Source organism: Sulfuriferula thiophila (genome assembly GCF_003864975.1).
Lineage (GTDB): Bacteria > Pseudomonadota > Gammaproteobacteria > Burkholderiales > Sulfuriferulaceae > Sulfuriferula > Sulfuriferula thiophila.
The window spans coordinates 86,497-111,598 of sequence record NZ_BHGL01000006.1 but is presented as its reverse complement, the minus strand read 5'-3'; the positions used below and the strand labels follow the sequence as shown (position 1 = coordinate 111,598).

Here is a 25,102-nt window from a genome sequence, read left to right as displayed (position 1 = left end):
AGACTAGAATCGCCCGAGCATGCGCCTTACCAGCAACAGCGGCAGCCGCAGCACGAACCCGAGGAACAGTCGCAGGTGCATCCAGCTTAGCAGCAGATTGTCGCGCAGGTAACGGAAATGCGATACGCCGCCTTCTTCGACACGGTAATAGCGCACCTGAGCCGGCAGGTTAACCGGCTTAACTCCGCGCCAGCACAGTCGCACCACTGCTTCAGGGTCGAAGTCAAAGTGCCGCATCCACGGCTGAAAACGCATCACCTTTTGCAAAGGCGCAATAGGATAGACACGAAAGCCGAACAGTGAGTCGCCTATGCCTGCCCACAGTGTTTCCAGATTAGCCCAGGCATTCGACACGCGACGACCCTGAACGCGTAATGCGGGGGCGCTGGCATCAAACACCGGCTTGCCCAGCACCATCGCAGCGGGTTGCTTGATAGATGCCGCCATAAATACTGGGATCTGCTCGGCGGGATGCTGGCCGTCTGAATCCATGGTCAGCACATGGGTGTATCCGGCCTGCGCGGCCAGATTGATGCCATGCAACACCGCAGCGCCTTTGCCCTGGTTATGCTCCAGCACAATGACGCGCAGACCAGCATCTTCGGCAGCCATGGCTTGCAGGCCAGCAGCGGTGCCGTCGGTGCTGCCATCGACCACCACCCATACCGGCTGCCAGTACTGACGCGCGTCACGCACGGTTTCATAAACTTTCTCACCCGGGTTATAACTGGGTATGAGGACGAGATGTGAGGTTGAAGTCGTGGTCATGGCAATACGGTAGTTTGTGTTGGGTCTGGTTGGATAGGGGATTACGGCGATTAATTTTATATTTTTCAGCTTTGCGATAGCGCATTTATCTAACGCGCACCACCCACGCATAATTCCGGGACAGTCGCTGATGCGCGAATTATAGCCTATCGTCATGACATTCTGGTTATACCCGGCTGACCACCTAGCGGATACATGACCATCTGGTTGACCTGGTATACAAAAAGGCTGTTGCAGCAGTATCAAGCTCGACACCTTTTTAGGTTAAAATACAGCCTATTCCTCCCGCTACCCCGGTCAACACCATGGACACCAGCAACCCCGACTTCCGCACCGGCTTTATTGCCATTATCGGTCGCCCCAACGTTGGCAAATCAACGCTTACCAACCACATCGTTGGTGCCAAAGTCAGCATCACGTCCCGCAAGGCGCAAACCACGCGCCATCGTATCCATGGTATCTATACCAGCGAGGATGCGCAGTTCATTTTTGTTGATACGCCCGGATTCCAGACACAATACAACAACGCACTGAATCGCGGCATGAACAAAACCGTGATGGATGCGCTGCATTCAACCGATGTGGTGCTCTTCGTCATCGAGGGCACCCGTTTTGACGAACGCGACCAGCGCGTGCTGGAATTGCTGCCCAGCGACTTGCCGGTGATTCTGGTATTGAACAAGCTCGATCTGGTGAAGGATAAAGACCAGTTATTGCCGTTCATCAGCTCCATGAACGAATTATTCAAATTTGCCGCCATCGTGCCTATTTCTGCACGCAATGGCGAGCATGTGCCGCAATTGCTGGCAGAAATCCGCAACTATCTGCCGATTGCAGCGCCAATGTTCGACGAAGACGACATTACCGACAAGAGCGAACGCTTCCTTGCCGCTGAGATTGTGCGCGAGAAAGTCTTCCGCCTGTCCGGCGAAGAAGTGCCCTACTCTGCCAGCGTGATGATAGAAAAATTCGAACAGGAAGGTGAACTGCGCCGCATATTTGCCAGCATCCTGGTCGACCGCGACAATCAGAAAGCCATCCTCATCGGCCATGAAGGCAGCAAGCTCAAGGAAATCGGCACCTCGGCCCGTCTGGACATGGAGCGTCTGTTCGGTGGCAAGGTGTATCTGGAACTATGGGTTAAGGTCAAAGGCGGCTGGGCCGATAGTGAACGCATCCTCAAGCAACTCGGTTACGATTAAGCAGCAATGACTGCCCGGCTTCCCAGCACCGCCCACGAACGTAGTCGCGTCGATAACGCGATCGGTCTGGTGCTGCACAGCTATCCTTTCCGTGAAACCAGTCTGATCGTCGAAACCTTCACCCGCGAACACGGCCGTGTCGCGCTGGTAGCGCGTGGCGCACGCCGACCACGCTCGCAACTGCGTGGCCTGATCCAGTCATTCACCCCGCTGCTGCTGTCATTTGCTGGCAAAGGTGAACTGCGCACCCTGCACAAGGCCGAATGGCAAGGCGGCCTGCCGTTGCCGCAAGGCATGGGGCTGTTATGTGGCTTTTACATCAACGAACTCATGCTCAAGCTGCTGGCACGCGATGATCCACACCCGCAACTGTTCGAACATTATCACGCCACCTTGCAGGCACTGGCTACGCCGGGCTTATCCCAGACCGGATACGCCATCATCCTGCGCCAGTTCGAGCAGCGCCTGCTTGCCGAGCTTGGCTATGCGCAACCCTTTACCCACGAAGCCGACAGCGGCCAGCCAGTCATAGCCGAACAATTCTACAGCTACGTGTGTGAACGCGGTGCCTGCCTGACTTCCGCCGAACATGCGCATAACGGCCTGATCTTGCGCGGCAAAACGCTGCTGGATCTGGCCAGTGGCGATTACGCCGACCCTGCCAGCCTGATGCAGGGCAAGCAGCTGATGCGCCACATTATCAACCACCACCTCGCCGGACAAACCCTGCACGCGCGGGAACTACTCAAGGATTTACAACAGTTATGATACAGCTCGGCGTTAACATCGACCACGTTGTCACCATCCGTCAGGCGCGCGGTACGCGTTATCCCAGCCCGGTACAAGCTGCACTGGTGGCCGAAATGGCAGGTGCAGACGCGATTACCCTGCACTTGCGCGAAGACCGCCGCCACATCCAGGATCACGACGTGGACACCCTGAGCCAGGTACTGACCACGCGCATGAATCTGGAAATGGCCGTCACCGATGAAATGCTGGCCATCGCCTGCCGGGTCAAGCCGCATGATGTGTGCCTGGTGCCGGAACGTCGCGAAGAGCTCACCACCGAAGGCGGGCTGGATGTGGCAGGACAACTCGACAAGGTCAAACGCGCCTGTGACATATTAGCCAGTGCCGGTATTCGCGTGTCGCTATTTATTGATGCCGACGAACGCCAGCTAGATGCAGCACGCGCCTGCGGTGCGCCGGTGATAGAAATCCATACCGGGCGCTTTGCCGATGCAGAGAATAAGCACGAGGAAGCCAGTGAGCTGCAGCGCATCATCCGCGCAGTCGAGCATGGCAATAAGCTGGGGCTGCAAGTCAATGCCGGTCACGGTCTGCATTACCACAATGTGCAAGCCATTGCTGCCATCCCCGGCGTGGCTGAGCTCAACATCGGCCATGCCATCGTCGCGCAGGCGTTATTTGTCGGCTGGGAAGCTGCGGTACGCGACATGAAGCAATTGATGCTGGCCGTGGCCGTATAACACCTCCCTGCGCCGTTTGTGTTTTAATACAGATTCCATTGCGATTAACAGGAGATACAGGATAAACCACAATGTTGGCGGTATTGATCGAGTAATACGCATTGTTGCCGGAGTCGTGTTGATAGCTCTGGCTGCTACCGGCACGATAGGCATCTGGGGCTGGATAGGTGTTGTACCCTTGGCAACCGGCCTTATCGGCTGGTGTCCGGCTTATCTTCCTTTTGGTATCAAAACCTGCAAAACCAGGTAAACATCTCGCGCTTACAGAATTCTGGCGTTTTACCCGGAGTTACGGTTTAATCTGTTTTTCTACGATTAAACCGTAATCCCTATGTTGATCTCCAGCCAATTCGATGCCGGCGCAATTGAAGTCGTCGCCGCCACCGATCCCAGCAACATCCAGCTAAATATCCGTGCAGATAACGCCGCACAATTCCGCCAATGGTTTTACTTTCGCGCCCACGACGTTGCCAACACCGAGCTCACCCTGCACTTACTGAATGCCGGAGACTGCACTTATGACCAGGGTTGGGAAGATTATCAGGCCATGGCCAGTTATGACCGGCACAACTGGTTTCGCGTCCCGACTGATTATGATGGCAAGGTATTAACCATCCGTCACCGGCCAGAACATGACAATGTCTATTACGCCTATTTCGCACCCTATGCCTACGAACGCCACCTGGATCTGATTGCACGCGCGGCAATAACTGAGAATGTGCGCATCAGCTCGCTGGGAAACAGTGTGGAAGAACGCCCTATCGATGCGATTCATTGGGGCTCGGGGAAGTTACCGGTATGGATTATCGCCCGCCAGCATCCCGGGGAAACCATGACCGAATGGTGCATCGAAGGTCTGCTGACGCGCCTGATTGATGACAGCGACCCGGTCGCGCGCCAACTGGCACAACTGGCCACACTGCACATCGTTCCCAACATGAATCCGGACGGTGCCATCCATGGCAATTTGCGCAGCAATGCAGTGGGTATCAATCTTAATCGGGAATGGATGCAGCCTGGCATCATACGTAGCCCCGAAGTTTGCCGCGTGCGCCAGGCCATGCATGACACGGGTGTTGCCCTGTTCCTGGATATACACGGCGACGAGACCATCCCGTACGTGTTCACTGATGGCTGCGAAATGATACCTGGCTATGCACCCGAATTAATCGCGCAACAGCAAGAATTCACCCAATTGCTGCAACAGATCAGTCCGGATTTTCAGACTGAACACGGCTACGCGCCGGATCGGTTTTCCGATGAAATGCTTACGCTGGCCTCAAAATATGTGGGGCATACTTTCGGTTGCGTATCACTTACGCTGGAAATGCCGTTCAAGGATAATGCCAACCTGCCCGATGCGCACTCTGGCTGGAGTGTGGCGCGCAGCAAAAATCTTGGCGCTGCGCTGCTCACACCCATACTGGCACATTGCCAGGCATTACAGCATCAACCTAAATAGACACCCAGGGTCGCTACGGTCACGGTCAGAATACCGAGGCTCAGATTTATGGCAATCAGCTTGCGAATCTGACCGAGTGCGGCACCACCGGCCGGCCAGTCCTGTGCTGCGACGGCGCGCTTGAGGCGTTTGAATGGCGCAAAGAACACATGGGCAAACAGCAGCATCATGATAATTCCGAGCACAAACATGATAGCCACATGAACGGGCGGCTTACCCAGCATCGCCATCATGTACAAGCCGCTAGCAAGTATCAGCACGACCGATGTCCACACCCATGGAAAAAACTTGCTGAATACGCCTTCCCACAGGCTCAGGCGTTGCGGCAGCTCCAGACGTTCAGCTGCCACCGGACGCAATGCCATGTAAGCGAAGAACATCCCGCCTACCCAGATAACCACACTCAATACGTGTAAAAACTTTGCCAGTATCATTTGATTCCCTTTCAATAAATACAGTTAGAGTAGCATTCGGGTTTGCTGTTAAAACATCGTTTGCTGCGCCAAGGCTTTCACTGGCGCATAGCTAAGTCTATGCTCGGGCGTGATGCCATATTGCGCCAATGCCGCCAGGTGCGACTTGGTAGGATAACCTTTGTGCTGAGCAAAACCATACTGCGGATAGAGCGCATGCAAGCGCAGCAGTTCCCGGTCACGTGCAGTTTTGGCCAGGATCGATGCCGCCGAAATCGATGGCTCGGTCAAATCCCCCTGCACAATGGCTCGACTGGGGAAATTTACTTTGGGACAATACAAGCCATCAACCAGCACCTCATCAGGCACCATGGTCAAAGCCATGATCGCACGCTGCATCGCCAGCAATGATGCCTGCAGGATATTTACCTGATCAATCTCAGCCGCTGTAGCAAAACAGACCGCATAGGCCAGCGAGCGTTCAATGATCAGCAACTCCAGTTGATCACGCCGCTTGGCAGTTAATTTTTTAGAGTCAGTCAGGCCATCTATCGGGCGCTTCGGATCCAATATTACGGCAGCCGCATACACGGCACCGGCCAGTGGCCCGCGACCGGCTTCATCAACGCCGCAAATCAGCTGCACTTTCTGCCTAAAAATGGCAACACGGCATCAGCCATTTTTTCTGCCGTATTCTGTTTGAGAGCACGATGCTGGCGCGCAAATTCGATTTCTATTTCTGCACGCTTATTTTTATCAGTCAGCAAATTGATAAGGGCTTCAGCTAATTGCGGGGCAGTCGCATTCTCCTGCACCAGCTCGGGCACCACGTCACGGTTGGCCAGAATATTAGGCAGACCCACCCACGGCAGATACGCCTGACGCCGCATCAGGTAGGCAGTAAATTTAGGTACACGATAGGTTATGACCATAGGCCGCTTTAACAACGCCGCTTCCAGCGTTGCCGTACCCGAAGCTACCAGCACGAGATCAGCAGCGGTCATTGCATAATCAGCATGACCAATCATGATCTGGATAGGCGGCGGATGATCACAGGCATGCAGCGCACGCGTAAATATCTCGCGCGTTTCCCGGCTGATCAGCGGCACGACAAAACGCACTTCCGGATGATGCGCCTGCACCAGTTGGGCAGTTTCTACAAATAGCTGAGCATGCTGCTGCAACTCACCCACGCGACTACCAGGTAACAAAGCAATAATGGGTGTCGCCAATGGCAGATTCAGCCGCTCACGCACAGCCTGCCGATCCGGCTGTTCCGGCAACATATCTGCCAGCGGGTGGCCAACATACGTCACGGGTATTCCGGCATTACGGTAAATCGCCTCTTCGAAAGGAAATACCACCAGCATATGCGATACAGCGCGCGCAATTTTTTTGATGCGGCCGCCGCGCCAGGCCCAGATTGAGGGGCTGACATAATGCACGGTAGGGATACCCCTGGCTTTCAGATCAATTTCCAGCCCGAGGTTGAAGTCCGGAGCGTCGATGCCGATAAACAGATCAGGCAAGTCTTGGAGGATAGCGCGTTTGAGCTTGCGCCGAATACCCAGAATTTCCGGTAAATGACGCAGCACTTCCACGTAACCATTAACCGACAGTTTCTCCATGGGAAACAGACTGCGCGCGCCGGCAAAGATCATTTTAGGTCCGGCAATACCATAGAATTCGGCATTCGGACAACGTGCTTTGATCGCACGGATCAAGTGACTGCCTAATAGATCCCCGGATGCTTCGCCAGCAACAATCGCAATCCGTGGCGGTCGAATATGATCTTGCATGATTAGCGGATGATCCCGCGTTCAGACTGCGCAAGGAAGTCGGACATCAATGCGACTTCCGGCACTTCCAGCGCGAGTTCGGACAGTTTGATTTGAGCTTCACTAAAGCTCAGACCTTCCCGATACAGTATTTTATAGGCGCGCTTCAAGCCCGCCAGGGCCGCCGGTGTAAATCCGCGCCGTTTCAAACCTTCGCTATTCAGCCCGTGGGGCGCAGCCGGTTGTCCAGCAGCCATCACGTATGGCGGTATATCCTTGAACACCACACTGGAGATACCCGTCATCACATGCGCACCGATCTTGCAGAATTGATGCACTCCGGTAAACCCGCCGAGTATAGCGTAATCACCAACATGGACATGGCCTGCCAAGGAGGCATTGTTGGCAAAAATGGTGTTATTGGCGACCTGACAGTCATGCGCCAAATGCACGTAGGCCATGATCCAGTTGTCGTTACCGACACGCGTCACGCCGACATCCTGCACTGTTCCCAGATTGAATGTACAAAACTCGCGAATGATATTGCGGTCGCCGATTTCCAGGCGGGTTGGTTCACCGGCGTACTTTTTGTCCTGCGGCACTTCACCCAGCGAACAAAACTGGAAAATCTGGTTGTCGCAGCCGATAGTCGTATGCCCACTGATCACCACATGGGCGGCGACTGTGGTGCCATCACCGATCTGCACATGCTCGCCGATAATGCTGTAGGGACCGATGCTGACATTCACACCAAGCTGTGCGCCTGGATGGACAATTGCTGTTTCATGTATCATTAAACTAGACTTTCACTCATTAGCGCAAAGTCGCCATCATCTCTGCTTCAGCGACGCGCTGACCGTCCACTTCGGCGTAGGTTGCGTACTTCCAGATCCCTTTGAGGTGGCGCATTATTTCGACATGCAATACCAACTGATCGCCCGGCATGACCGGTTTCTTGAAGCGCGCGCCGTCAATACCGGCAAAATAAACCACAGCGTTACTGTCGGGTGGGTTGCCGACTGTTTTGAATGACAACAAGGCTGCGGCCTGTGCCAGCGCTTCCAGTATCAATACGCCCGGCATGACTGGATGCGCGGGGAAATGACCGGTAAAGAACGGTTCATTCATAGTGACATTTTTTAACGCAATGATGTTTTTCCCCGGCTCTAAATAAGTCACACGGTCTACCAGCAAGAAGGGTGGACGATGCGGCAAATACGCCATGATTTCATTGATATCCATATTATTCATTTGTTTTTTTCTCCAAAGCTTCCAGCTGTTTTTCCATAGCGCGCAGACGCTTTGCCATACTGTCCAGATGACGCATCTGCACTGCATTTTTTAACCATTCGCTATGTTCTGAAAATGGCAATGCCGAGGTATAGGTCCCCGGCTTCGGTAACGATTTGGTAATCAGGGTATTCGTGGAAATATTTACCCGATCGGTAATTTCGATATGACCGAATATCATGGCCGCGCCGCCTATCGTACAATGCGCGCCGATATGTGCACTGCCTGCTATCCCGGTACAGGCGGCAATAGCAGTGTGTTCACCGATATGCACATTGTGGGCTACCTGAATCTGGTTATCGAGTTTTACGCCATCATGGATGATCGTATCGTCCAGAGCCCCGCGATCCACCGTGGTATTGGCACCGATTTCAACATCATCCCCAATCACAACGCGTCCGATTTGCGGAATCTTTAACCAGCGACCGGCATCGGGTGCCAGACCGAATCCATCTGCACCGATCACGCAACCAGAATGCAGGATAACCCGATCCCCGATCACGCAACGATGATACACCGTGACATTGGCGTAAATCAGTGCGTCACAGCCAATGATGGTTTCCGCACCAATCACACTACCAGCGCCGATAACAGATCGACTGCCTATCACTGCACCACGCTCAACCACTGCGTTGGCAGCAATCTCGGCACCTTCGCCGATTACGGCCTCAGGATGGATGACTGCGCTGGGGTGCACACCTGCCTCACCGCGGATGGGCGGATTAAACAAAGTCGAGACTTTTGCAAAGTAGGTGTACGGATTTTTGGTTACGATACGCGGCTTAGCGCTTGCCTCAGCCATATCCTCACCCACAATCAAGGCTCCTGCCTGACTGCTGGCAAGCTGATCGCGATATTTGAGATTAGCCAGGAAGGCAAGCTGATGCTGGGTAGCATGGGCGAGGCTGGCGACTTGCGACACCGCGGTCAATGCATCACCGCGCACCTCGCCACCAAACTGCGCCACTAACTCAGCCAGCGTATAGGCGGGAACTGACATGACGTGTACCCGCTTACTGCGACAAGGTACGAATTATACGGTCAGTAATATCGATTTTTGGACTGAAATAAATGGCGTCTTCCAAAATCACGTCATATTTTTCGGCTTCGCCATAAGCCTGAATTGCCTTGCGTGCGCGATCCTGTACTTTAACCAGCTCTTCATTGCGGCGCAGATTCAAGTCTTCACGGAACTCACGTACGCTACGCTGATATTCGCGATTCAAATTCGCCAGATCACGCTCTTTATTGCGACGGTCTGAATCAGACAGCGTTACGCCATCTTTTTCGATCTGGTTTTGCAAATCACGTGCCTGCTTTGCCATTTTCTGCAACTCTGCATCCCGCGATGCAAACTCTTTTTCCAGCTTTTTCTGGGCAGTCAGCGCAATGGGAGCTTCACGAAACACCCTTTCGGTATTTACAAAACCGATTTTCAGTTCAGCGAATGACGCGGTGCTTACAACCAACAATGTTGCGGCAACGATACTTTTTAACCATGGCTTGCTCAAAACACTACTCCTTAGAATACTTGACCCAGCGTAAACTGGAAGACTTGCTTTTTATCATCGCTTTGTGGATTCAGCGGTTGTGCAAGACTGAATTTTAGCGGACCGACCGGTGAAACCCAGTTAAGCGCCAGACCCGTTGAATAACGCAAATCCTGGAATGAGAAGCTGCTGTAACGACCTAAATAATCCCCAGGGCCAGCCACTTCACCCGCATCAAAAAATGCGCTCAGACGTACCGATTTGTCGTTTTCCATACCCGGCATCGGGAACAGCAACTCGGCATTCGCGACAACGCGCTGTGTACCACCTGCAGACACAATGGCTCCTGTCGTTGGATCCTGGTACTTAGGCCCTATCGTCGCTGTATCATATCCACGTACGGAGCTCACGCCACCGGCGTAGAAATTCTTGAAGAACGGCATACCCTGGCCGCCATAGCCATCACCGTAACCAACTTCACCATTCAGCATCAGGGTAAAGTTTTTACTTAACGGCTGGAACCACTGGTGCTGATAATTCAGCTTATAGTACTTTAAGCTGCCAGGCGGCACGCCTATTTCGCCATAGACACGTTGCAACATGCCCTTGGTCGGGTAAGTCAGGCTGTCACGACTATCGCGCGACCAGCCCAGATCCGCACGTACAGTATCGTTAGTACTGCCATACTGATTAACGAAGTTCACATACTGAACCGGACTGGTCGGATACGTAGTTAACGTAAAGCGCTCGTAAGCCAGTCCCAGGCTGATCGCATCTTTCTCATTCAGCGGAATGCCTAAACGCACGCCGGCACCGACAGTCGAGTTCTTGTATGTGGAAAGCGCGGTTAAACGACTGGTATCCGTATCTCTGCGGTACACGTCATAACCCAGGCTCAAACCATCCGGCGTAAAGTAAGGATTGGTGTACGAAATCGAATATATTTTATTTACGCCACCGCTGTTGATCCTCGCGGTCAATGCATTACCGCTGCCAAACAGGTTATTCTGCGATATGGAACCTGACAGAATCAAGCCTTCCGAGGAAGAGAAACCCGCACCCACCATGATATTACCGGTGGCTTTTTCAGTCACACTCAGATTCACGTCCACCTGATCTGTCGTTCCAGTCACCGGCGGAGTTTCAACGTTGATGTCACTGAAATAGCCTAGACGCTCGACACGCTCGCGCGAACGCTGAATCTTGTCCGCCGCGTACCAGCCGCCTTCCATTTGGCGGAACTCACGGCGCACCACTTCATCGCGGGTACGCGTATTGCCATTAATATTGATACGGTTGACATAAACTCTGCGGCCAGCATCGACAAAGAAGGTAAACGCTACCGTATGTTTATCTTTATCAATCTCAGGTACTGCATTGACGTTAGCAAACGCATAACCGTCATTACCCAGACGGTCACCAATTTTTTTCGCTGATTCGGTAATTTTCTCGCGGGAGAACGTATCGCCAGCTTTGAGCGTAATAAGTTTCTGCAACTCGGCTGCAGGCACCATCATTTCGCCAGCGAGCTTGACGTCGGTAACGGTATATTTGTCACCTTCCGTCAAATTAACAGTCAGGTAAATATCGTGTTTATCAGGCGTAATCGACACCTGGGTAGAATCGATATTAAATTCCAGATACCCCTGATTCAGATAAAACGACTTCAGGGTTTCCAGATCAGCAGATAACTTCTGTTTGGAATACTGATCGTTCTTGCTGTACCAGGTAAACCAGCCGGGGGTACGTAACTGAAACAGGCCTCGCAATTGCTTTTCACTAAAAGCCTTATTGCCGACAATATTGACATCGCGGATTTTGGCAACATCGCCGTCTTTAACGTTAAAGGTAATCGAAACACGATTACGCTCTAAGGGTGTAATTGTCGTGTCGATTTGTACCGCATATTTACCACGGCTGAAATACAAACGTTTAATTTCTTGCGACGCCCTGTCCAGCATGGCTTTGTCAAAAATCCTACCTTCAGCCAGGCCGGATTGTTTCAAGCCATCCTTGATTTGTTCTGCGGTAAATTCTTTGCTGCCGATGATATCAATTTTCGCGATCGCCGGGCGCTCTTCCACGACCACAATCAACACACCATTCTGGGCTTCCAGACGCACGTCCTTGAAAAACCCGGTTGCATACAGAGCTTTAATTGCCGCTGCAGATTTGTCTGCATCCAGCGTATCACCTACTTTGACAGGGAGGTAACTAAATACCGTACCGGCTTCAGTACGCTGTATCCCTTCAACGCGTATATCCTTTACGACGAAACTGTCGATTGCGTGAGCAGACATTGCCCACACACTAGTAACCAGTGCTATAGCGATTTTGTTGTGCATTATTGAGAACCAAACAAACGAATAACGTCGTTGTAAAAAGCGAACACCATCAGCGTCAGCAGTGCCGCCATTCCGAAGCGCTGCCCCAATTCCATGACGCGATCGGGTACCGGACTGCCCTTAACGGCTTCGATAATATAATACATCAAATGACCGCCGTCCAATAACGGAATCGGCAATAAATTAAGCACGCCCAAGCTGATACTGACCAGCGCCAGGAAGCTGACAAAGGCCAGCCCGCCACTGCGTGCCGACTGCCCTGCATAATCCGCGATGGTGAGTGGTCCCGACAGGTTATGCCAGGACACCTCACCCGTGATCATTCGCCCCATCATAACCAGACTGAAAGCTGACGTTTCCCAAGTCTTGCTGAATGCCTGCTGCAACGCGCGACCGAAGGAGTAATGCACTTCCGTCAGCATATCTTTGAACAGGGCTTCATCTATTTGCGGACCGGCGCCAATTTTACCGATTTCTTGCTGCTGTTCATGTGACAGCTCTGGCATCAAATTAATAGTCACGATTTTGCTATCGCGCTTGACATCGGTTTTTAGCAATCGGGCGGGATTATTCCGCACCCATTGCACCAAATCCGACCAGACTTTAACGGGTTCGCCGTTTACAGCTACGATCTGATCACCCACACGCAAACCTGAACGCTGCGCCACACCATCGGGTATCAATTGCCCGATAATGGCAGGCAAAGCGGGCTCATACACATGCAAACCCAATTGTGCAGACACACTTACTTTACCATCCCCCAGCGCCGCTCCGCTCGCATCCAACTGATGCATACCACCACCGGCCACTTTAATCTGTAGCGGGGATTGAGTAGGCAGTTTACGCAACAGTATCCAGTCTATGTCCATCCAGCTCTGTACCTGCTGACCGGCGATCTCGGTGATTTCATCACCCTGATGCAATCCGGCCAATGCTGCCGCACTCGCTGGTACTGGCTCCGCCAACACCGGTTTAATTGCTGGTACGCCGTGCAAAAACAGCCCCCAGTACAGCAACACTGCCAATAATAAATTAGCCACAGGGCCCGCCACCACAATCAGCATCCGCGCCCACACAGTTTGACGATTGAATGCACGCGACAACTCGGCCGCCGCAACGGGCGCCTCGCGTTCGTCCAGCATTTTTACATAGCCGCCCAGCGGTATGGCAGCCACTGACCATTCCGTTGCATCTGCCCCCCAGCGCCGGGTAAATAATGGCTTACCAAATCCGACAGAAAAGCGCAGCACTTTTACTCCTACCCAGCGTGCTGCCAGATAATGGCCGGATTCATGCACCACCACCAGCACGCCCAAGGCCGCTACAAATGCGAGCAGGGTACTTAACAGGTGCATGACTACGCCGCCCGCTTCTGTATATGCATTGCGGCATCACGCCGTGCCTGCGCATCGGCTTCCACCAGATCTTCCAGCGAACCTGGCTCCCCGGTAATTGCACGAGCCAATGCGTATTCAATATTAGGCGCGATATCGCCATACCCGATCTGCCCTGCCAGAAATGCCGCCACCGCAACTTCATTGGCAGCATTCAGCACTGCAGGCAGCATTCCGCCTTGTGCCAGGGCATCAAACGCCAGCTTCAGGCAAGGGAAACGAGTGTAATCGGGTGCTTCAAATGTCAAGCCACGGCCAAACAACTCCAGCGCTGATACACCTGAATCTATCCGTTCCGGGAAACCTAATGCGTAAGCAATCGGCGTGCGCATATCGGGGTTACCCAACTGCGCTATCACAGAGCCATCCAGATAATCCACCATGGAATGAATCACGCTTTGCGGATGGATCACCACCTCAATTTGCTGGGGAGTCGCGTTGAAGAGCCAGTGCGCCTCAATGACCTCCAGACCTTTATTCATCATGGTAGCGGAGTCAACCGAGATCTTTTTACCCATTACCCAATTAGGGTGAGCACAAGCCTGATCAGGTGTGACATGCGGCAGATCTGCCAGCGGCAGCGTACGGAATGGCCCGCCGGATGCTGTCAATAGAATACGACGCACCCCGCATGCAGCCAGGTCGCCGGCGAATTCGCGAGGCAACGATTGAAATATAGCGTTATGTTCACTATCAATTGGCAATAACTCAGCGCCACCCGCGGCCACTGCCTGCATGAACAAGCTGCCCGCCATAACCAGCGTTTCCTTGTTGGCCAACAGAATACGCTTACCCGCATGTGCCGCAGCCATGGCCGGGCGCAGACCCGCTGCACCGACGATTGCAGCCATAACCGTATCAACTTCGGGCATGGCGGATACAAACTCCAACGCCTCAATGCCAAACAATACTTCCGTCTTCAAACCGGCATCAAGCAACAAACTGCGCAAGCGAACCGCCGCACTCTCTTCCAGCACTACCGCATAGCGTGGCTGATGCTGCTGACATTGTGTTACCAGCTTTTCCAGCTGGCTGCTGGCAGTCAATGCCACGACCTTGAAACGCTCAGGATGGCGCGCTACCACATCCAGGGTATTTACCCCTATCGTGCCGGTCGCGCCTAAAATTGTCAGATTTTGTACTTTAGTCATAAAATTCGCTGCAACAATTCGGCATGCAACAAGATCAATGCAGCAATTGGCAAGGTTGAGGTCAGCGCATCGATACGATCAAGCACACCCCCATGCCCTGGCAATATGCTGCCGCTGTCCTTAACATTGGCCACACGCTTGACCCAGGACTCAAACAGGTCGCCCAATATGCTCAGGTACAACATCACCACACCCAGTATCATTACCGGCAATGCCCAGGCGTATGCATCGAACCGCGGGCCACTCAATACTTTCAATACAATGACGCCGTATACCACCACAGCAACAGCGGCACCGATTACGCCCTCCCAGGTCTTACCCGGACTAATGCTCGGTGCGAGTTTGTGTTTACCGAACTGACGGCCGGCAAAGTACGCAGCCGTATCCGCAATCCACACCACGCCCATCAGCAACAGCACCCACCATGGACCACGCTCGCGCAACTCGACCAACGCCATCCACAGCGGCAACAATACCAAAATACCCACTGGCATCCGCCACCAGAGTGATTTAAGCTGCCAAGCTGCAGCTAGCCACATCGGCACGATGATCAGCCATAAAACAAGCGCCGCCACATATAACCATGCGGCCAGATCAAAATAGTAGGTAACGCCCGCCAATACCACATTCCCCAGCGCATAAGTCACCCTGGCAGGTTTAGACAAGCCGGATAACTTGCCCCACTCCAGCGCACCCACCGCCAAGGGCAGCAGCATGACTAGCGCCCAAAGAGTATCCGGCAGAAAAAACAGGCAGCCCAACAGGCCGACCAGCAACAAAGCAGCGGTTAATATACGTTTAAGGAGCATGTTGTTTAAGTTGTTCACTCGTACGTCCGAAACGGCGCTCGCGTTGCTGGAATGAGGCTATCGCCTGATCCAGTTCGGCCGCGCCAAAATCAGGCCACAAGGTTGGTGTGAAATAAAGCTCGGAGTAGGCTAACTGCCACAGGAGAAAATTGCTGATGCGCTGTTCACCACCGGTACGGATAAACAGATCCGGCTCCGGCGCATAGTGCATTGATAAATGGGGTTCAAGATGATGCTCTGCCAGCGGCTGGCCAGCCAGTTCAGGTTGATGCGCCAACAACTTGGTAACCGCCTGCAACACATCCCAGCGACCGCCATAATTGGCTGCGATTGTTAAGGTCAGCCCACCATTACCTGCTGTCATGCGCTCAGATTCATGTATGAGTTGTATCAGCCGGGGTTCGAAGCGGGACAAGTCGCCCACCACCTTGAGACGCACCTGATTTTTATGCAGCTTCGTGACTTCGTGTTCCAGCGCATAGCGGAACAAATCCATCAGTAACGACACCTCTTCTTCAGGGCGCCGCCAGTTCTCGGAACTGAACGCAAACAAAGTCAGATACTTGACGCCACGGGAAGCGCACGCCTTAATGACTTCCCGCACCATTTCCACGCCGCGTTTATGGCCAGCTACACGTGGCATAAAACGCTTCTTTGCCCAGCGCCCATTACCATCCATAATGATGGCAATGTGACGCGGGACATCCACTGATTCTGGAATGGCTTGCGTCGAGCTACTGAAAATACTCACGCTTAAACCGCCATCAAATCGGCTTCTTTAGCGACCAGCGCTTTATCCACTTCAGCGATGAATTTGTCGGTCAGCTTTTGCACTTCATCTTGCGCGCGACGTTCATCGTCTTCACTAATAGCCTTGTCTTTAAGTAATCGTTTCAGCTGATCATTAGCATCGCGGCGCACATTACGTACAGCAACCTTGGCTGCTTCACCCTCGGTTTTAACCAGTTTGATCATATCCCGGCGACGCTCTTCAGTCAGTGCAGGCATAGGCACGCGTATTACTGCACCCTGGCTGGCTGGATTCAATCCCAGATCAGCATCACGAATAGCCTTCTCAATTGCACTCACCATCTTGGATTCGAATGGCTGCACAGCAATCGTACGCGCATCCATCAGCGTGACGTTAGCCACCTGGTTGATAGCCGTCGGGTTTCCATAATAATCGACCATAACGTGATCCAGTATGCCCGGATGTGCACGCCCGGTACGTACTTTGCCTAAATCGATTCTGAGCGATTCCAAGCTTTTGGTCATTTTTTGTTCAGCGGTGTTCTTGACATCAGCAATCATGCAATATTCCTCTTAACAATGTACTATCGTACCTTCGTCTTCACCCGCAACAAAGCGCGCCAAAGCGCCGGTCTTGAAAATACTCAATACTGCCAGCGGCATTTTTTGATCCCGGCACAACGTAAACGCGGTTGCATCCATTACTTTCAGGTTCTTCTGTATCGCTTCATCGAAGCTCAGGCGCTGATAACGCGTAGCACTTGCATTCTTATTCGGGTCATCAGTATATACGCCATCCACCTTGGTGGCCTTGATAACAATATCAGCGTTCATTTCCATGCCACGCAAAGCTGCAGCGGTATCGGTGGTAAAGAACGGATTACCCGTTCCCGCACCGAATATCACCACACGCCCCTCTTCCAGATAGCGTATGGCTTTGCCACGTATATAAGGCTCGGCAACCTGTTCAATATTTAACGCCGATTGTACGCGACTCACTACACCATTAACACGGAAGGCGTCCTGCAACGCCAGTGCATTCATTACTGTTGCCAGCATCCCCATATAATCGGCAGTTGCGCGATCCATACCCGCTGCAGCGGGCGCAACGCCACGGAAGATATTACCGCCACCGATAACGACGGCGACTTGCACCCCCATATCCACTACGGATTTAACTTCCTTGACGATGCGGGTGATGGTGTCACGGTTAATACCGTAACTATCTTCCCCCATCAACGCTTCGCCGGAGAGCTTGAGCAATATACGCTTATACACTGGCGCACTCATGCTTACACCTTCGCAGCAGCAGCCACTTCAGCGGCGTAATCAACCACTTTCTTCTCGATGCCTTCACCGACAACAAACATGGTGAAGCCATTCACTTTGGCTTTTTTCTCAGCCAGTAATTTCTCTACCGTTTGATCAGGGTTCTTCACAAACGGCTGACCCAGCAATGTTACTTCTGCAAGGTATTTAGCTACACGGCCTTCTACCATTTTAGCCACGATATCAGCAGGCTTGCCTGATTCAGCAGCTTGAGCGGTGTAAATCTCGCGCTCTTTCTCAATCAGGTCAGATGCAACCTGGTCTTTGGACACACACACCGGCTTGCTTGCAGCAATGTGCATCGCCAGATCTTTACCCAATGCTTCTTCGCCATCCAGATCAACCATAACGCCGATCTTCGAACCATGCAGGTAAGTTACCAAGCGACCCGCTGTCGAATAATAAGCTACGCGACGGATAGTCAGGTTTTCACCCAGCTTCATGATCAATGCCTGGCGCACCTCTTCTACCGTACCGCCAGTCATGGCCATTGCCGACAATGCAGCAATATCTGTGCAGTTATGCTCTGCCGCCAATTGCGCTACAGCTTTGGAGAAAGCCAGGAAATCTTCGTTCTTGCCCACGAAATCGGTTTCGCAGTTCACTTCTACCAGCGCGCCAGTTTTGCCATCGGCGCTGATAAACGCGCCGATCACGCCCTCTGAACCGCCACGCGCAGCCGCTTTACTCGCTTTAGCGCCACTCTTGATACGCAACAAGTCTTCTGCCGCTGACATATCGCCGCTGGTTTCAGTCAATGCTTTTTTGCATTCCATCATGCCCAAGCCAGTGCGTTCACGCAACTCTTTAACCATACCTGCTGTAATTTCAGCCATGCCTTGCTCCTTAATTGAATCGATACAAAATTTACAAAAAAAGGGGCGAAAGCCCCTTTTCGTTAAACGTTTTGGTGATTATTGCGCTGCAGCCGCTTCGTCAGCAACCTCAACGAATTCTTCGCCTTCACCTAAAATCTCGTTAATGGACTGGTTACGCGCTTCCAGCACAGCATCGGCAACACCACGTGCATACAAACGAATTGCACGGCTGGAGTCATCGTTACCTGGCACAATGAAATTCACGCCAGCAGGGCTGTTATTGGTATCAACCACACCAATCACTGGAATACCCAGTGTGTTAGCTTCTACCACAGCGCCTTTTTGGTAACCAACGTCGATTACGAAAATCGCATCAGGCAATGCAACCATATCCTTGATACCACCCAGGCTACGATTTAATTTATCCAATTCACGCTGCAATACCAGCGCTTCTTTTTTAGGGATCTTAGCGCTTTCGTCACCCAACAGCACTTCCAGATCTTTCAAACGCTTAATGGACAATTTAACGGTTTTGAAGTTGGTCAACATACCACCCAACCAACGGTTATCCACATAAGGCATGCCAGCACGCTCAGCTTCTTCACGGACGATTTCACGTGCAGAACGCTTGGTACCAACAAACAATACAGTACCTTTATTAGAAGACAGTTTACGCACGAACTTCAATGCGTCCTGGAACATAGGCAAGCTTTTTTCCAGGTTGACAATGTGAATCTTGTTGCGATGACCGAAAATGTACGGTGCCATTTTCGGGTTCCAGAAACGGGTTTGGTGACCGAAGTGAACACCGGCTTCCAGCATTTGACGCATAGTAATAGACATGATAATTTCCTTTAGGGTTAAGCCTCCAACTGTCGCCCAACATTCTCATTGAGAACACCCTAAGCATAGACAGTTGTGCGTATTTTGCTATTTAACATTAAATAACAAGCTCAAAATTATAACACAATAACCCTGTGCGGAGCAACGCAGTCACCACTCCCTGCCATAACCCACCAACCCTTTTAACATGCGCACCAGACCCAATGCCAGGTTCGGTAAAATACGCCGATACCACGCTCTCCGGCGCCAACCATCCGGCTGCACCAGCGTCCCTCCGTCCTGCATCGCCACCTGCAAACTCTGCTGCAATGCACGTGCAAAATCGCCGCTTTCCACCACCAGATTGGCCTCACGCGCCAGCAACAAGCTGAACGGGTCGATATTGCTCGACCCAACCGTAGCCCACAGCTCATCAATCACGGCCACTTTGGCATGCAAAAAGCTCTTGTGATACTCGCAAATCTCCACCCCGCCCTCCAGCAACTGAGCATACAGCGCGCGCGATGCATAATGCACCAGACGGTATTCCACCCTGCCTTGCAACAGCAGCGTCACCTTCACCCCGCGCGCCGCTGCCTCAATCAACGCCCGGCGAAAGCGCATGCCCGGCAAAAAATAGGCATTGGCAATCAGTATATGACTGCGCGCACCGGTAATAGCCGCCATATATGCCTGCTCAATGTCGCGCCGGTGCCGGAAGTTATCGCGCACCACAAATGCTACGCTATCCTGTCCAGCCACCTGAGTTTGCACAGCAATCCGCTTATTAGCTCGCCATGCAGTCTTACTTTGCGTCCACAGCACCAACGACCATAGCCGCTGCACATCCTGAATTATCCTGACCAATATCGGCCCTTGCACGCGCGCGGCATAATCAAAACGCGGTGGAGTCTGCCCCGGCGTATCCATATCATCAATAATATTGATACCGCCGACAAAAGCAATTTTCGCATCAACCAGCACCACTTTGCGGTGTAAACGCCGTAAACGGTGACGGCGCATCACCAGCAAGCTGTCATCAGGCCGAAACACCAGCCACTCCACGCCCGCGTCTTGCATGCCGCCAATCAGCTGAGGCGACAAACCGCGCGAACCAAACCCATCCACCAGCACCCGCACCCGTACGCCGCGTTGTGCTGCTTGCGACAAAGCTGCCGCTATCATCGCACCCGTTGCATCGCTGGCGAAGATATAAGTATGCAAATCAATATCGAACTGCGCGGCATTGATTGCTTCTACCAGCGCAGGGAAATACGAAGTACCACTTTCCAGCAAATCAACCTGATTCCCGGAAAGCAGACCATTCATCACAACACGCCCACCGTTGCCAGCAGCACGGCATGATCCGAGCGATGCCAGTCGTCAATCCCGTGCTTGACCTCTGCATGATGTACTTGCCAGCCACGCACATAAATTCTGTCCAGCGACAACAGCGGCATACGTGCAGGGAAGCTTCTGGCCGGCTTGCCATGCATAGCTACAAAAACCTCAACCAAACCCAGATCCCGCGCAAATTCCCGACCAGCATGACCACGCCAATCGTTAAAATCACCGGCAATAATCAACGGCGCCTCTTGCGGAACCGCCTCCAGCACGCGCCGCCGCAACATAGCCAACTGCTGTTTACGACTACGCTCAAACAATGCCAGATGCACACAGAACGCATGCACCTCATGCTCAATATCCGGCACAGCAATCACCGCATGCAGCAATCCTCGCGACTCAAAGGCATGCGCCGAAATATCCAGGTTTTCCCAGCGCACTATCGGATAACGCGACAATATCGCATTGCCGTGATGCCCATCGTCATACACTGCATTTTTGCCATAAGCAAAATCTGTCCACACTTCATCCGCCAGAAACTCGTACTGAGGCGCAACCGGCCAGTGCTTCCAGCGTTGCTCATGCCCCAGATGACTGCCCTGCACCTCCTGCAGAAACACGATATCCGAGTTCAGTGCACGCAAGCGTTCGCGCAGATCATGGATCACCATGCGCTGATTAAAGTGGGAAAATCCCTTATGGATGTTATAACTGGCGATACGTAGCTGATTACTCATGCGTAGATAATAGCAAGCGTTATGCTCAACTTGCTACTATCTTTAAACAACTGCCGGCGTTTTCATACTTGCTCAAGCCGCTGCCAGCACCCTGGTTTGCTGCAACGAAGCCGTACGGCGCTCGACATACAAGCTGGAACCCGATATTTTTTTCGCGCCTTTTTTCACTTCCGTGGCGGCTGCTGCAATTTCATGGCACTCACGGAATTGATTGCGACCCACCGGCACAGCGCCAATAGACAAGGTTGGGAAACTGTATTCCGCGCGGTTGCCACGCCTGTCCTCTGCCACGTAAAAACCGTCACCCAGATTTTCCTGTTGCAGATAAGATTGCACAGCGCTGTCGAATGCCTGCAAAATAGCCTGACAACGCTGCTCCCAATCTGTGCTCTGAAACAGCACAAAGAAATCATCACCGCCGATATGGCCGACAAAATCAATATCCTTGTCCGCATGATTCACCAGCACATTGGCAGTCAGCTTGATCAGCTCATCACCACGCCCATAACCGAACACATCATTAAACGGCTTGAACCAGTCCAGATCGACATAACATGCGCAGAAAATCTGCCCATTACCCAGCAGTAACTCTATCTGTTCATTAATAGGCACGTTACCCGGCAACATTGTCAGCGGATTGGCGTAACGCGCCTCCTGAATCTGCAGCTTGGTCATCTCCTGCATCAATGCAAAGTTCGATCCGACGCCGGCATAAGCACCATCCCGCACCAGAATAAAACCATCGGCAAAGCGTTTCTGCCCCTGCATCAGCACCAACTGGCTTAATGCCACGACTGACATGGTCACATCCACGATCAGCGGATTCTGCTCCATAAAAAACGTGCATGGCTTGCGGCTGTACAAATCACGCACATAACCATGGGAAAATTTATCCACCAGGGTCCGATTCAGCAAACCAACCGGCACTTTGCCATCCAGCACCGGCAACACGTTCAGCTCAGGATTAGCCAGCAATACTTTCAGCGCATCTTCGCTGGCAGTCGTCACTGTCACCGTCGGCACCTCAGTCAGCAATAACCGGGCCTGGCGCCCGCGCTGCAACACCATCTTCGACCAGGGATTCGCACTGACCAGCGCGCCATCCAGGCAGGCCTGCGCTGCCGCACTGGGCACCCGCTCGGGCTGCATTACCGGACGACCGATAAAATAACCCTGCCCCAGGCAAATACCCATTTCTTTCAAAATCAGCAATTCAGCCCGGTGTTCTATACCCTCAGCGATAATAATGGCGTTACTTTTTTCCGCGATTTGCTTGATTGAGCGCACAAACTGCAACTTCACCGGGTCTTTATCAATACCGGTAACAAAATGCTTGTCCATTTTCACAAAATCCGGACGCACATCCGACCAAAGCCGCAAGCTGGAAAAACCCTCACCCAGATCATCCAGCGCAATCTGAAAACCGCGCTCGCGCAAGGTCATCAGCCCGGCGACCACCGATGCATTGTCCATTTGCGGCGAACCTTCGGTGATTTCAAACACCACTCGCCCCGTCAGCACGCTGTGCTCGCCAATTAAATCAGTTAACAATGGATCAGACAGCGCGCCCGCCAGCAGCGCAAAGGGACTGATATTGACAAACAGCCTGCCCGGCAAATCCGACTGAATAAATTGCGTCATCACTGTATAAATGCACAGCATTTCCAGACGCACCAGCAAATCGGTATGCTCAGCCGCCTGAAACAGGGCCTGGGGCAGATGCAATTCACTCTCTGCCGGACCTCGAATCAGCCCCTCGTAGCCAATCACTGTGCCATGATGCAAATCCATAATGGGTTGAAACAGCGGATACAGTGCCCGCCGGTTCAGAATATCTAATAACTCTTCGCGTAGCTTCATGAGAATTTCCACCTGATTTTCCTAGCTTGTCAAAATACACCAGCAACATGACAAATTGACGACAAGCGCCCACTCCCAATGAATTCGCGTTAAGATATTGTACAAAGACAAATTATGCTTAAGGATCGTGCATGGCCCGCCCAGAAAAAATCCGCCTTGGGGAATTACTCGTTCAACAAAAGCTGCTATCTGAAACCCAGCTGCAGTTAGCACTGGAAGAACAGAAGAAGAGCGGGCGCAAACTTGGCCGGTTTTTAGTCGAAAACGGCTTCATCACCGAAGACCAGATCGCCGATGCGATTGCCAAGCAACTCAACATCCCGTTTATCCAGCTCAAAAATTACAGCATCAAACCCGAAACCACGCGCCTGTTGCCGGAAATGCAGGCACGGCGCTTCCGCGCAGTGGTACTGGAAGACCGCGGCGACAGCGTACTCATCGGCATGACCGACCCAACAGACCTTTACGTGTATGACGAAATTGCGCGTGTCGTCAAAAAAACCATAGACCTGGCCGTCGTCAATGAAAATGCCTTATTGCAAACCATAGACCGGATCTACCGCAAGACTGGCGAAATCACCGATCTCGCCCGCGAACTGGAGCAGGATCTGGGCGACAGCGTAGTCGACTTTTCCGGACTGGGCACCGGTTCCGGCAGCGAAGATGCCCCTGTCGTCAAGCTGCTGCAATCGGTGTTTGACGACGCTACCCAGGTGCATGCTTCGGATATTCACATCGAACCTCAGGAAGATGCGCTACAGATTCGTTTCCGCATTGACGGTGTGCTCAACCTGCAAACCCGTGCCGACATCAAGATCGCACCAGCACTGGCATTGCGCCTCAAGCTCATCTCCGGGCTGGATATTTCCGAAAAACGCCTGCCGCAGGACGGCCGCTTCGCCATCAAGGTCAAACAGCAATCCATCGACGTGCGTATCTCCACCATGCCTACCCAATACGGCGAATCAGTGGTCATGCGCCTGCTCAACCAGAGCGGCAACACCCTCAATCTCAACGCCATCGGCATGCCACCGGCGATGCTGGCACGCTTCCGCGCCATCCTGAAACGACCGAATGGTCTTATTCTGGTAACCGGCCCGACCGGTAGCGGCAAAACCACTACCCTGTACGGCGCACTGTCCGAACTCAACAGCCCCGAGCTCAAACTCATCACCGTAGAAGACCCGGTGGAATACCGCCTGCCCGGCATTAACCAGGTGCAGGTCAACGACAAAATCGATCTCAGCTTTGCCCGCGTGCTGCGCGCCGCATTGCGTCAGGATCCCGACGTGGTGCTGGTCGGCGAGATGCGCGATCAGGAAACCGCACAGATCGGCATGCGCGCCGCAATGACCGGCCACCTGGTGCTCTCCACCCTGCACACCAACGATGCCGCCAGCACCCCCATCCGCCTGATGGACATGGGCGTGCCGCGCTACATGGTCGCCACTTCGATACAGGCGGTATTGGCGCAGCGGCTGGTGCGCATCATCTGCGACAGCTGCAACGAGCCGTACACACCGACACCCGCCGAACACACCTGGCTCAAATCCGAGCTAGGCGCCAGCGTCGACAGCCAGACCTATCAACACGGCAAAGGCTGCTCGCAGTGCAATCAAACCGGCTATAGTGGACGCATAGGCGTGTATGAAATGCTGGAAATCACCAATGCCGTAGCCGAAGCCGCCAGCCAGGCCGATCCCGCCGTGTTTTTACGCGCTGCCGAACAGCAGATGGCAGGCAATACCTTGCGCCGCCATGCTATCAACCTGGTAGTCGCCGGCAAAACCACAGTGGCCGAAGCCATGCGCATCAGCAATCAGTTCGATGATTAATAACGTTAACATTGC

General features: G+C 52.9%; 26 protein-coding genes. 6 read left to right on the top strand and 20 right to left on the bottom strand.

Annotated elements, in window-relative coordinates:
- Positions 1–3: 3 nt before the first annotated feature.
- Positions 4–768, bottom strand: a complete 765-nt coding sequence (locus EJE49_RS02995) for a glycosyltransferase family 2 protein (RefSeq protein WP_124948923.1) — start codon at positions 766–768, stop codon at positions 4–6.
- Positions 769–1,073: 305 nt separating this feature from the next.
- Here EJE49_RS02995 and era point away from each other — a divergent pair, with 305 nt between their 5' ends.
- The 5 genes from era to EJE49_RS02970 all read left to right on the top strand — a co-directional run bounded on the left by era (position 1,074) and on the right by EJE49_RS02970 (position 4,922).
- A complete protein-coding gene (era, locus tag EJE49_RS02990; protein ID WP_124948922.1) occupies positions 1,074–1,970 on the top strand; it encodes a GTPase Era in 897 nt (298 codons plus the stop codon).
- A 6-nt stretch (positions 1,971–1,976) separates the two neighbouring features.
- A complete protein-coding gene (recO, locus tag EJE49_RS02985) occupies positions 1,977–2,738 on the top strand; it encodes a DNA repair protein RecO (RefSeq protein ID WP_124948921.1) in 762 nt (253 codons plus the stop codon).
- On the top strand, positions 2,735–3,460 hold the full coding sequence (gene pdxJ, locus EJE49_RS02980) for a pyridoxine 5'-phosphate synthase (RefSeq protein ID WP_124948920.1): 726 nt from the start codon (positions 2,735–2,737) through the stop codon (positions 3,458–3,460). Before recO ends, pdxJ begins: the two co-directional genes overlap by 4 nt.
- 61 nt (positions 3,461–3,521) lie before the next feature.
- Entirely contained in the window at positions 3,522–3,710 is a 189-nt protein-coding gene (locus EJE49_RS02975) for a YgaP family membrane protein (protein ID WP_124949245.1), read from the top strand.
- An 81-nt stretch (positions 3,711–3,791) separates the two neighbouring features.
- Entirely contained in the window at positions 3,792–4,922 is a 1,131-nt protein-coding gene (locus EJE49_RS02970) for a M14 family metallopeptidase (RefSeq protein WP_124948919.1), read from the top strand.
- On the opposite strand, the gene EJE49_RS02965 is transcribed toward EJE49_RS02970, so the two are convergent.
- From EJE49_RS02965 to EJE49_RS02875, 19 genes are all read right to left on the bottom strand, one after another.
- Positions 4,910–5,356 carry a CopD family protein gene (locus EJE49_RS02965; RefSeq protein WP_124948918.1) on the bottom strand — a complete coding sequence of 149 codons (447 nt, stop codon included), beginning with the start codon at positions 5,354–5,356 and terminating at the stop codon, positions 4,910–4,912. The two genes, EJE49_RS02970 and EJE49_RS02965, sit on opposite strands and share 13 nt — an antisense overlap.
- Positions 5,357–5,404: 48 nt before the next feature.
- Positions 5,405–5,980 (bottom strand): ribonuclease HII, encoded by a 576-nt coding sequence (rnhB, locus tag EJE49_RS02960; RefSeq protein ID WP_223246718.1) that lies wholly within the window; start codon positions 5,978–5,980, stop codon positions 5,405–5,407.
- Positions 5,971–7,134, bottom strand: coding sequence for a lipid-A-disaccharide synthase (gene lpxB / locus EJE49_RS02955; protein ID WP_124948917.1), 1,164 nt, complete (start codon positions 7,132–7,134; stop codon positions 5,971–5,973). The genes rnhB and lpxB overlap by 10 nt, the downstream gene beginning before the upstream one ends.
- Positions 7,135–7,136: 2 nt before the next feature.
- Positions 7,137–7,907 (bottom strand): acyl-ACP--UDP-N-acetylglucosamine O-acyltransferase, encoded by a 771-nt coding sequence (gene lpxA / locus EJE49_RS02950; protein WP_124948916.1) that lies wholly within the window; start codon positions 7,905–7,907, stop codon positions 7,137–7,139.
- Positions 7,908–7,926: 19 nt separating this feature from the next.
- A complete protein-coding gene (gene fabZ, locus EJE49_RS02945; protein WP_124949243.1) occupies positions 7,927–8,355 on the bottom strand; it encodes a 3-hydroxyacyl-ACP dehydratase FabZ in 429 nt (142 codons plus the stop codon).
- Between the two features lies 1 nt (position 8,356).
- Complete coding sequence (gene lpxD, locus EJE49_RS02940) at positions 8,357–9,403, bottom strand: UDP-3-O-(3-hydroxymyristoyl)glucosamine N-acyltransferase (protein WP_124948915.1); 1,047 nt, start codon at positions 9,401–9,403, stop codon at positions 8,357–8,359.
- Between the two features lie 13 nt (positions 9,404–9,416).
- Positions 9,417–9,914 (bottom strand): OmpH/Skp family outer membrane protein, encoded by a 498-nt coding sequence (locus tag EJE49_RS02935; protein WP_189941641.1) that lies wholly within the window; start codon positions 9,912–9,914, stop codon positions 9,417–9,419.
- Between the two features lie 11 nt (positions 9,915–9,925).
- Positions 9,926–12,238 (bottom strand): outer membrane protein assembly factor BamA, encoded by a 2,313-nt coding sequence (gene bamA, locus EJE49_RS02930; RefSeq protein WP_124948914.1) that lies wholly within the window; start codon positions 12,236–12,238, stop codon positions 9,926–9,928.
- Positions 12,238–13,593 carry an RIP metalloprotease RseP gene (gene rseP / locus EJE49_RS02925; RefSeq protein WP_124948913.1) on the bottom strand — a complete coding sequence of 452 codons (1,356 nt, stop codon included), beginning with the start codon at positions 13,591–13,593 and terminating at the stop codon, positions 12,238–12,240. Before rseP ends, bamA begins: the two co-directional genes overlap by 1 nt.
- Positions 13,594–13,595: 2 nt before the next feature.
- Positions 13,596–14,783, bottom strand: coding sequence for a 1-deoxy-D-xylulose-5-phosphate reductoisomerase (ispC, locus tag EJE49_RS02920; RefSeq protein ID WP_124948912.1), 1,188 nt, complete (start codon positions 14,781–14,783; stop codon positions 13,596–13,598).
- Positions 14,780–15,592: a phosphatidate cytidylyltransferase gene (locus EJE49_RS02915; RefSeq protein ID WP_124948911.1), complete on the bottom strand. Its 813-nt coding sequence runs from the start codon at positions 15,590–15,592 to the stop codon at positions 14,780–14,782. Before EJE49_RS02915 ends, ispC begins: the two co-directional genes overlap by 4 nt.
- Complete coding sequence (gene uppS, locus EJE49_RS02910) at positions 15,582–16,343, bottom strand: polyprenyl diphosphate synthase (protein ID WP_124948910.1); 762 nt, start codon at positions 16,341–16,343, stop codon at positions 15,582–15,584. The genes EJE49_RS02915 and uppS overlap by 11 nt, the downstream gene beginning before the upstream one ends.
- Positions 16,344–16,345: 2 nt before the next feature.
- Positions 16,346–16,903: a ribosome recycling factor gene (gene frr / locus EJE49_RS02905; RefSeq protein ID WP_124948909.1), complete on the bottom strand. Its 558-nt coding sequence runs from the start codon at positions 16,901–16,903 to the stop codon at positions 16,346–16,348.
- A gap of 12 nt (positions 16,904–16,915) precedes the next feature.
- A complete protein-coding gene (pyrH, locus tag EJE49_RS02900; protein WP_124948908.1) occupies positions 16,916–17,632 on the bottom strand; it encodes a UMP kinase in 717 nt (238 codons plus the stop codon).
- Between the two features lie 2 nt (positions 17,633–17,634).
- Entirely contained in the window at positions 17,635–18,507 is an 873-nt protein-coding gene (gene tsf, locus EJE49_RS02895; RefSeq protein WP_124948907.1) for a translation elongation factor Ts, read from the bottom strand.
- 78 nt (positions 18,508–18,585) lie between these two features.
- On the bottom strand, positions 18,586–19,332 hold the full coding sequence (gene rpsB, locus EJE49_RS02890; RefSeq protein WP_124948906.1) for a 30S ribosomal protein S2: 747 nt from the start codon (positions 19,330–19,332) through the stop codon (positions 18,586–18,588).
- 150 nt (positions 19,333–19,482) lie between these two features.
- A complete protein-coding gene (gene clsB, locus EJE49_RS02885) occupies positions 19,483–20,640 on the bottom strand; it encodes a cardiolipin synthase ClsB (RefSeq protein ID WP_124948905.1) in 1,158 nt (385 codons plus the stop codon).
- Positions 20,640–21,392 carry an endonuclease/exonuclease/phosphatase family protein gene (locus EJE49_RS02880; protein ID WP_124948904.1) on the bottom strand — a complete coding sequence of 251 codons (753 nt, stop codon included), beginning with the start codon at positions 21,390–21,392 and terminating at the stop codon, positions 20,640–20,642. The genes clsB and EJE49_RS02880 overlap by 1 nt, the downstream gene beginning before the upstream one ends.
- A gap of 72 nt (positions 21,393–21,464) precedes the next feature.
- Positions 21,465–23,252, bottom strand: a complete 1,788-nt coding sequence (locus EJE49_RS02875; protein ID WP_124948903.1) for a bifunctional diguanylate cyclase/phosphodiesterase — start codon at positions 23,250–23,252, stop codon at positions 21,465–21,467.
- Positions 23,253–23,383: 131 nt separating this feature from the next.
- On the opposite strand from EJE49_RS02875, the gene EJE49_RS02870 reads away from it, so the two are divergent.
- The gene (locus EJE49_RS02870) at positions 23,384–25,087 is read left to right on the top strand and encodes a GspE/PulE family protein (protein ID WP_124948902.1); all 1,704 of its coding nucleotides are present in this window, start codon (positions 23,384–23,386) and stop codon (positions 25,085–25,087) included.
- Positions 25,088–25,102 lie beyond the last annotated feature (15 nt).

Excerpts from the sequence above, each read along its gene's own strand:
- EJE49_RS02995 (WP_124948923.1), bottom strand. The coding sequence starts at position 768 with ATGACCACGACTTCAACCTCACATCTCGTCCTCATACCCAGTTATAAC.
- era (WP_124948922.1), top strand. The coding sequence starts at position 1,074 with ATGGACACCAGCAACCCCGACTTCCGCACCGGCTTTATTGCCATTATC.
- recO (WP_124948921.1), top strand. The coding sequence starts at position 1,977 with ATGACTGCCCGGCTTCCCAGCACCGCCCACGAACGTAGTCGCGTCGAT.
- pdxJ (WP_124948920.1), top strand. The coding sequence starts at position 2,735 with ATGATACAGCTCGGCGTTAACATCGACCACGTTGTCACCATCCGTCAG.
- EJE49_RS02970 (WP_124948919.1), top strand. The coding sequence starts at position 3,792 with ATGTTGATCTCCAGCCAATTCGATGCCGGCGCAATTGAAGTCGTCGCC.
- EJE49_RS02965 (WP_124948918.1), bottom strand. The coding sequence starts at position 5,356 with ATGATACTGGCAAAGTTTTTACACGTATTGAGTGTGGTTATCTGGGTA.
- lpxB (WP_124948917.1), bottom strand. The coding sequence starts at position 7,134 with ATGCAAGATCATATTCGACCGCCACGGATTGCGATTGTTGCTGGCGAA.
- lpxA (WP_124948916.1), bottom strand. The coding sequence starts at position 7,907 with ATGATACATGAAACAGCAATTGTCCATCCAGGCGCACAGCTTGGTGTG.
- fabZ (WP_124949243.1), bottom strand. The coding sequence starts at position 8,355 with ATGGATATCAATGAAATCATGGCGTATTTGCCGCATCGTCCACCCTTC.
- lpxD (WP_124948915.1), bottom strand. The coding sequence starts at position 9,403 with ATGTCAGTTCCCGCCTATACGCTGGCTGAGTTAGTGGCGCAGTTTGGT.
- bamA (WP_124948914.1), bottom strand. The coding sequence starts at position 12,238 with ATGCACAACAAAATCGCTATAGCACTGGTTACTAGTGTGTGGGCAATG.
- rseP (WP_124948913.1), bottom strand. The coding sequence starts at position 13,593 with ATGCACCTGTTAAGTACCCTGCTCGCATTTGTAGCGGCCTTGGGCGTG.
- ispC (WP_124948912.1), bottom strand. The coding sequence starts at position 14,783 with ATGACTAAAGTACAAAATCTGACAATTTTAGGCGCGACCGGCACGATA.
- EJE49_RS02915 (WP_124948911.1), bottom strand. The coding sequence starts at position 15,592 with ATGCTCCTTAAACGTATATTAACCGCTGCTTTGTTGCTGGTCGGCCTG.
- frr (WP_124948909.1), bottom strand. The coding sequence starts at position 16,903 with ATGATTGCTGATGTCAAGAACACCGCTGAACAAAAAATGACCAAAAGC.
- pyrH (WP_124948908.1), bottom strand. The coding sequence starts at position 17,632 with ATGAGTGCGCCAGTGTATAAGCGTATATTGCTCAAGCTCTCCGGCGAA.
- tsf (WP_124948907.1), bottom strand. The coding sequence starts at position 18,507 with ATGGCTGAAATTACAGCAGGTATGGTTAAAGAGTTGCGTGAACGCACT.
- rpsB (WP_124948906.1), bottom strand. The coding sequence starts at position 19,332 with ATGTCTATTACTATGCGTCAAATGCTGGAAGCCGGTGTTCACTTCGGT.
- clsB (WP_124948905.1), bottom strand. The coding sequence starts at position 20,640 with ATGAATGGTCTGCTTTCCGGGAATCAGGTTGATTTGCTGGAAAGTGGT.
- EJE49_RS02880 (WP_124948904.1), bottom strand. The coding sequence starts at position 21,392 with ATGAGTAATCAGCTACGTATCGCCAGTTATAACATCCATAAGGGATTT.
- EJE49_RS02875 (WP_124948903.1), bottom strand. The coding sequence starts at position 23,252 with ATGAAGCTACGCGAAGAGTTATTAGATATTCTGAACCGGCGGGCACTG.
- EJE49_RS02870 (WP_124948902.1), top strand. The coding sequence starts at position 23,384 with ATGGCCCGCCCAGAAAAAATCCGCCTTGGGGAATTACTCGTTCAACAA.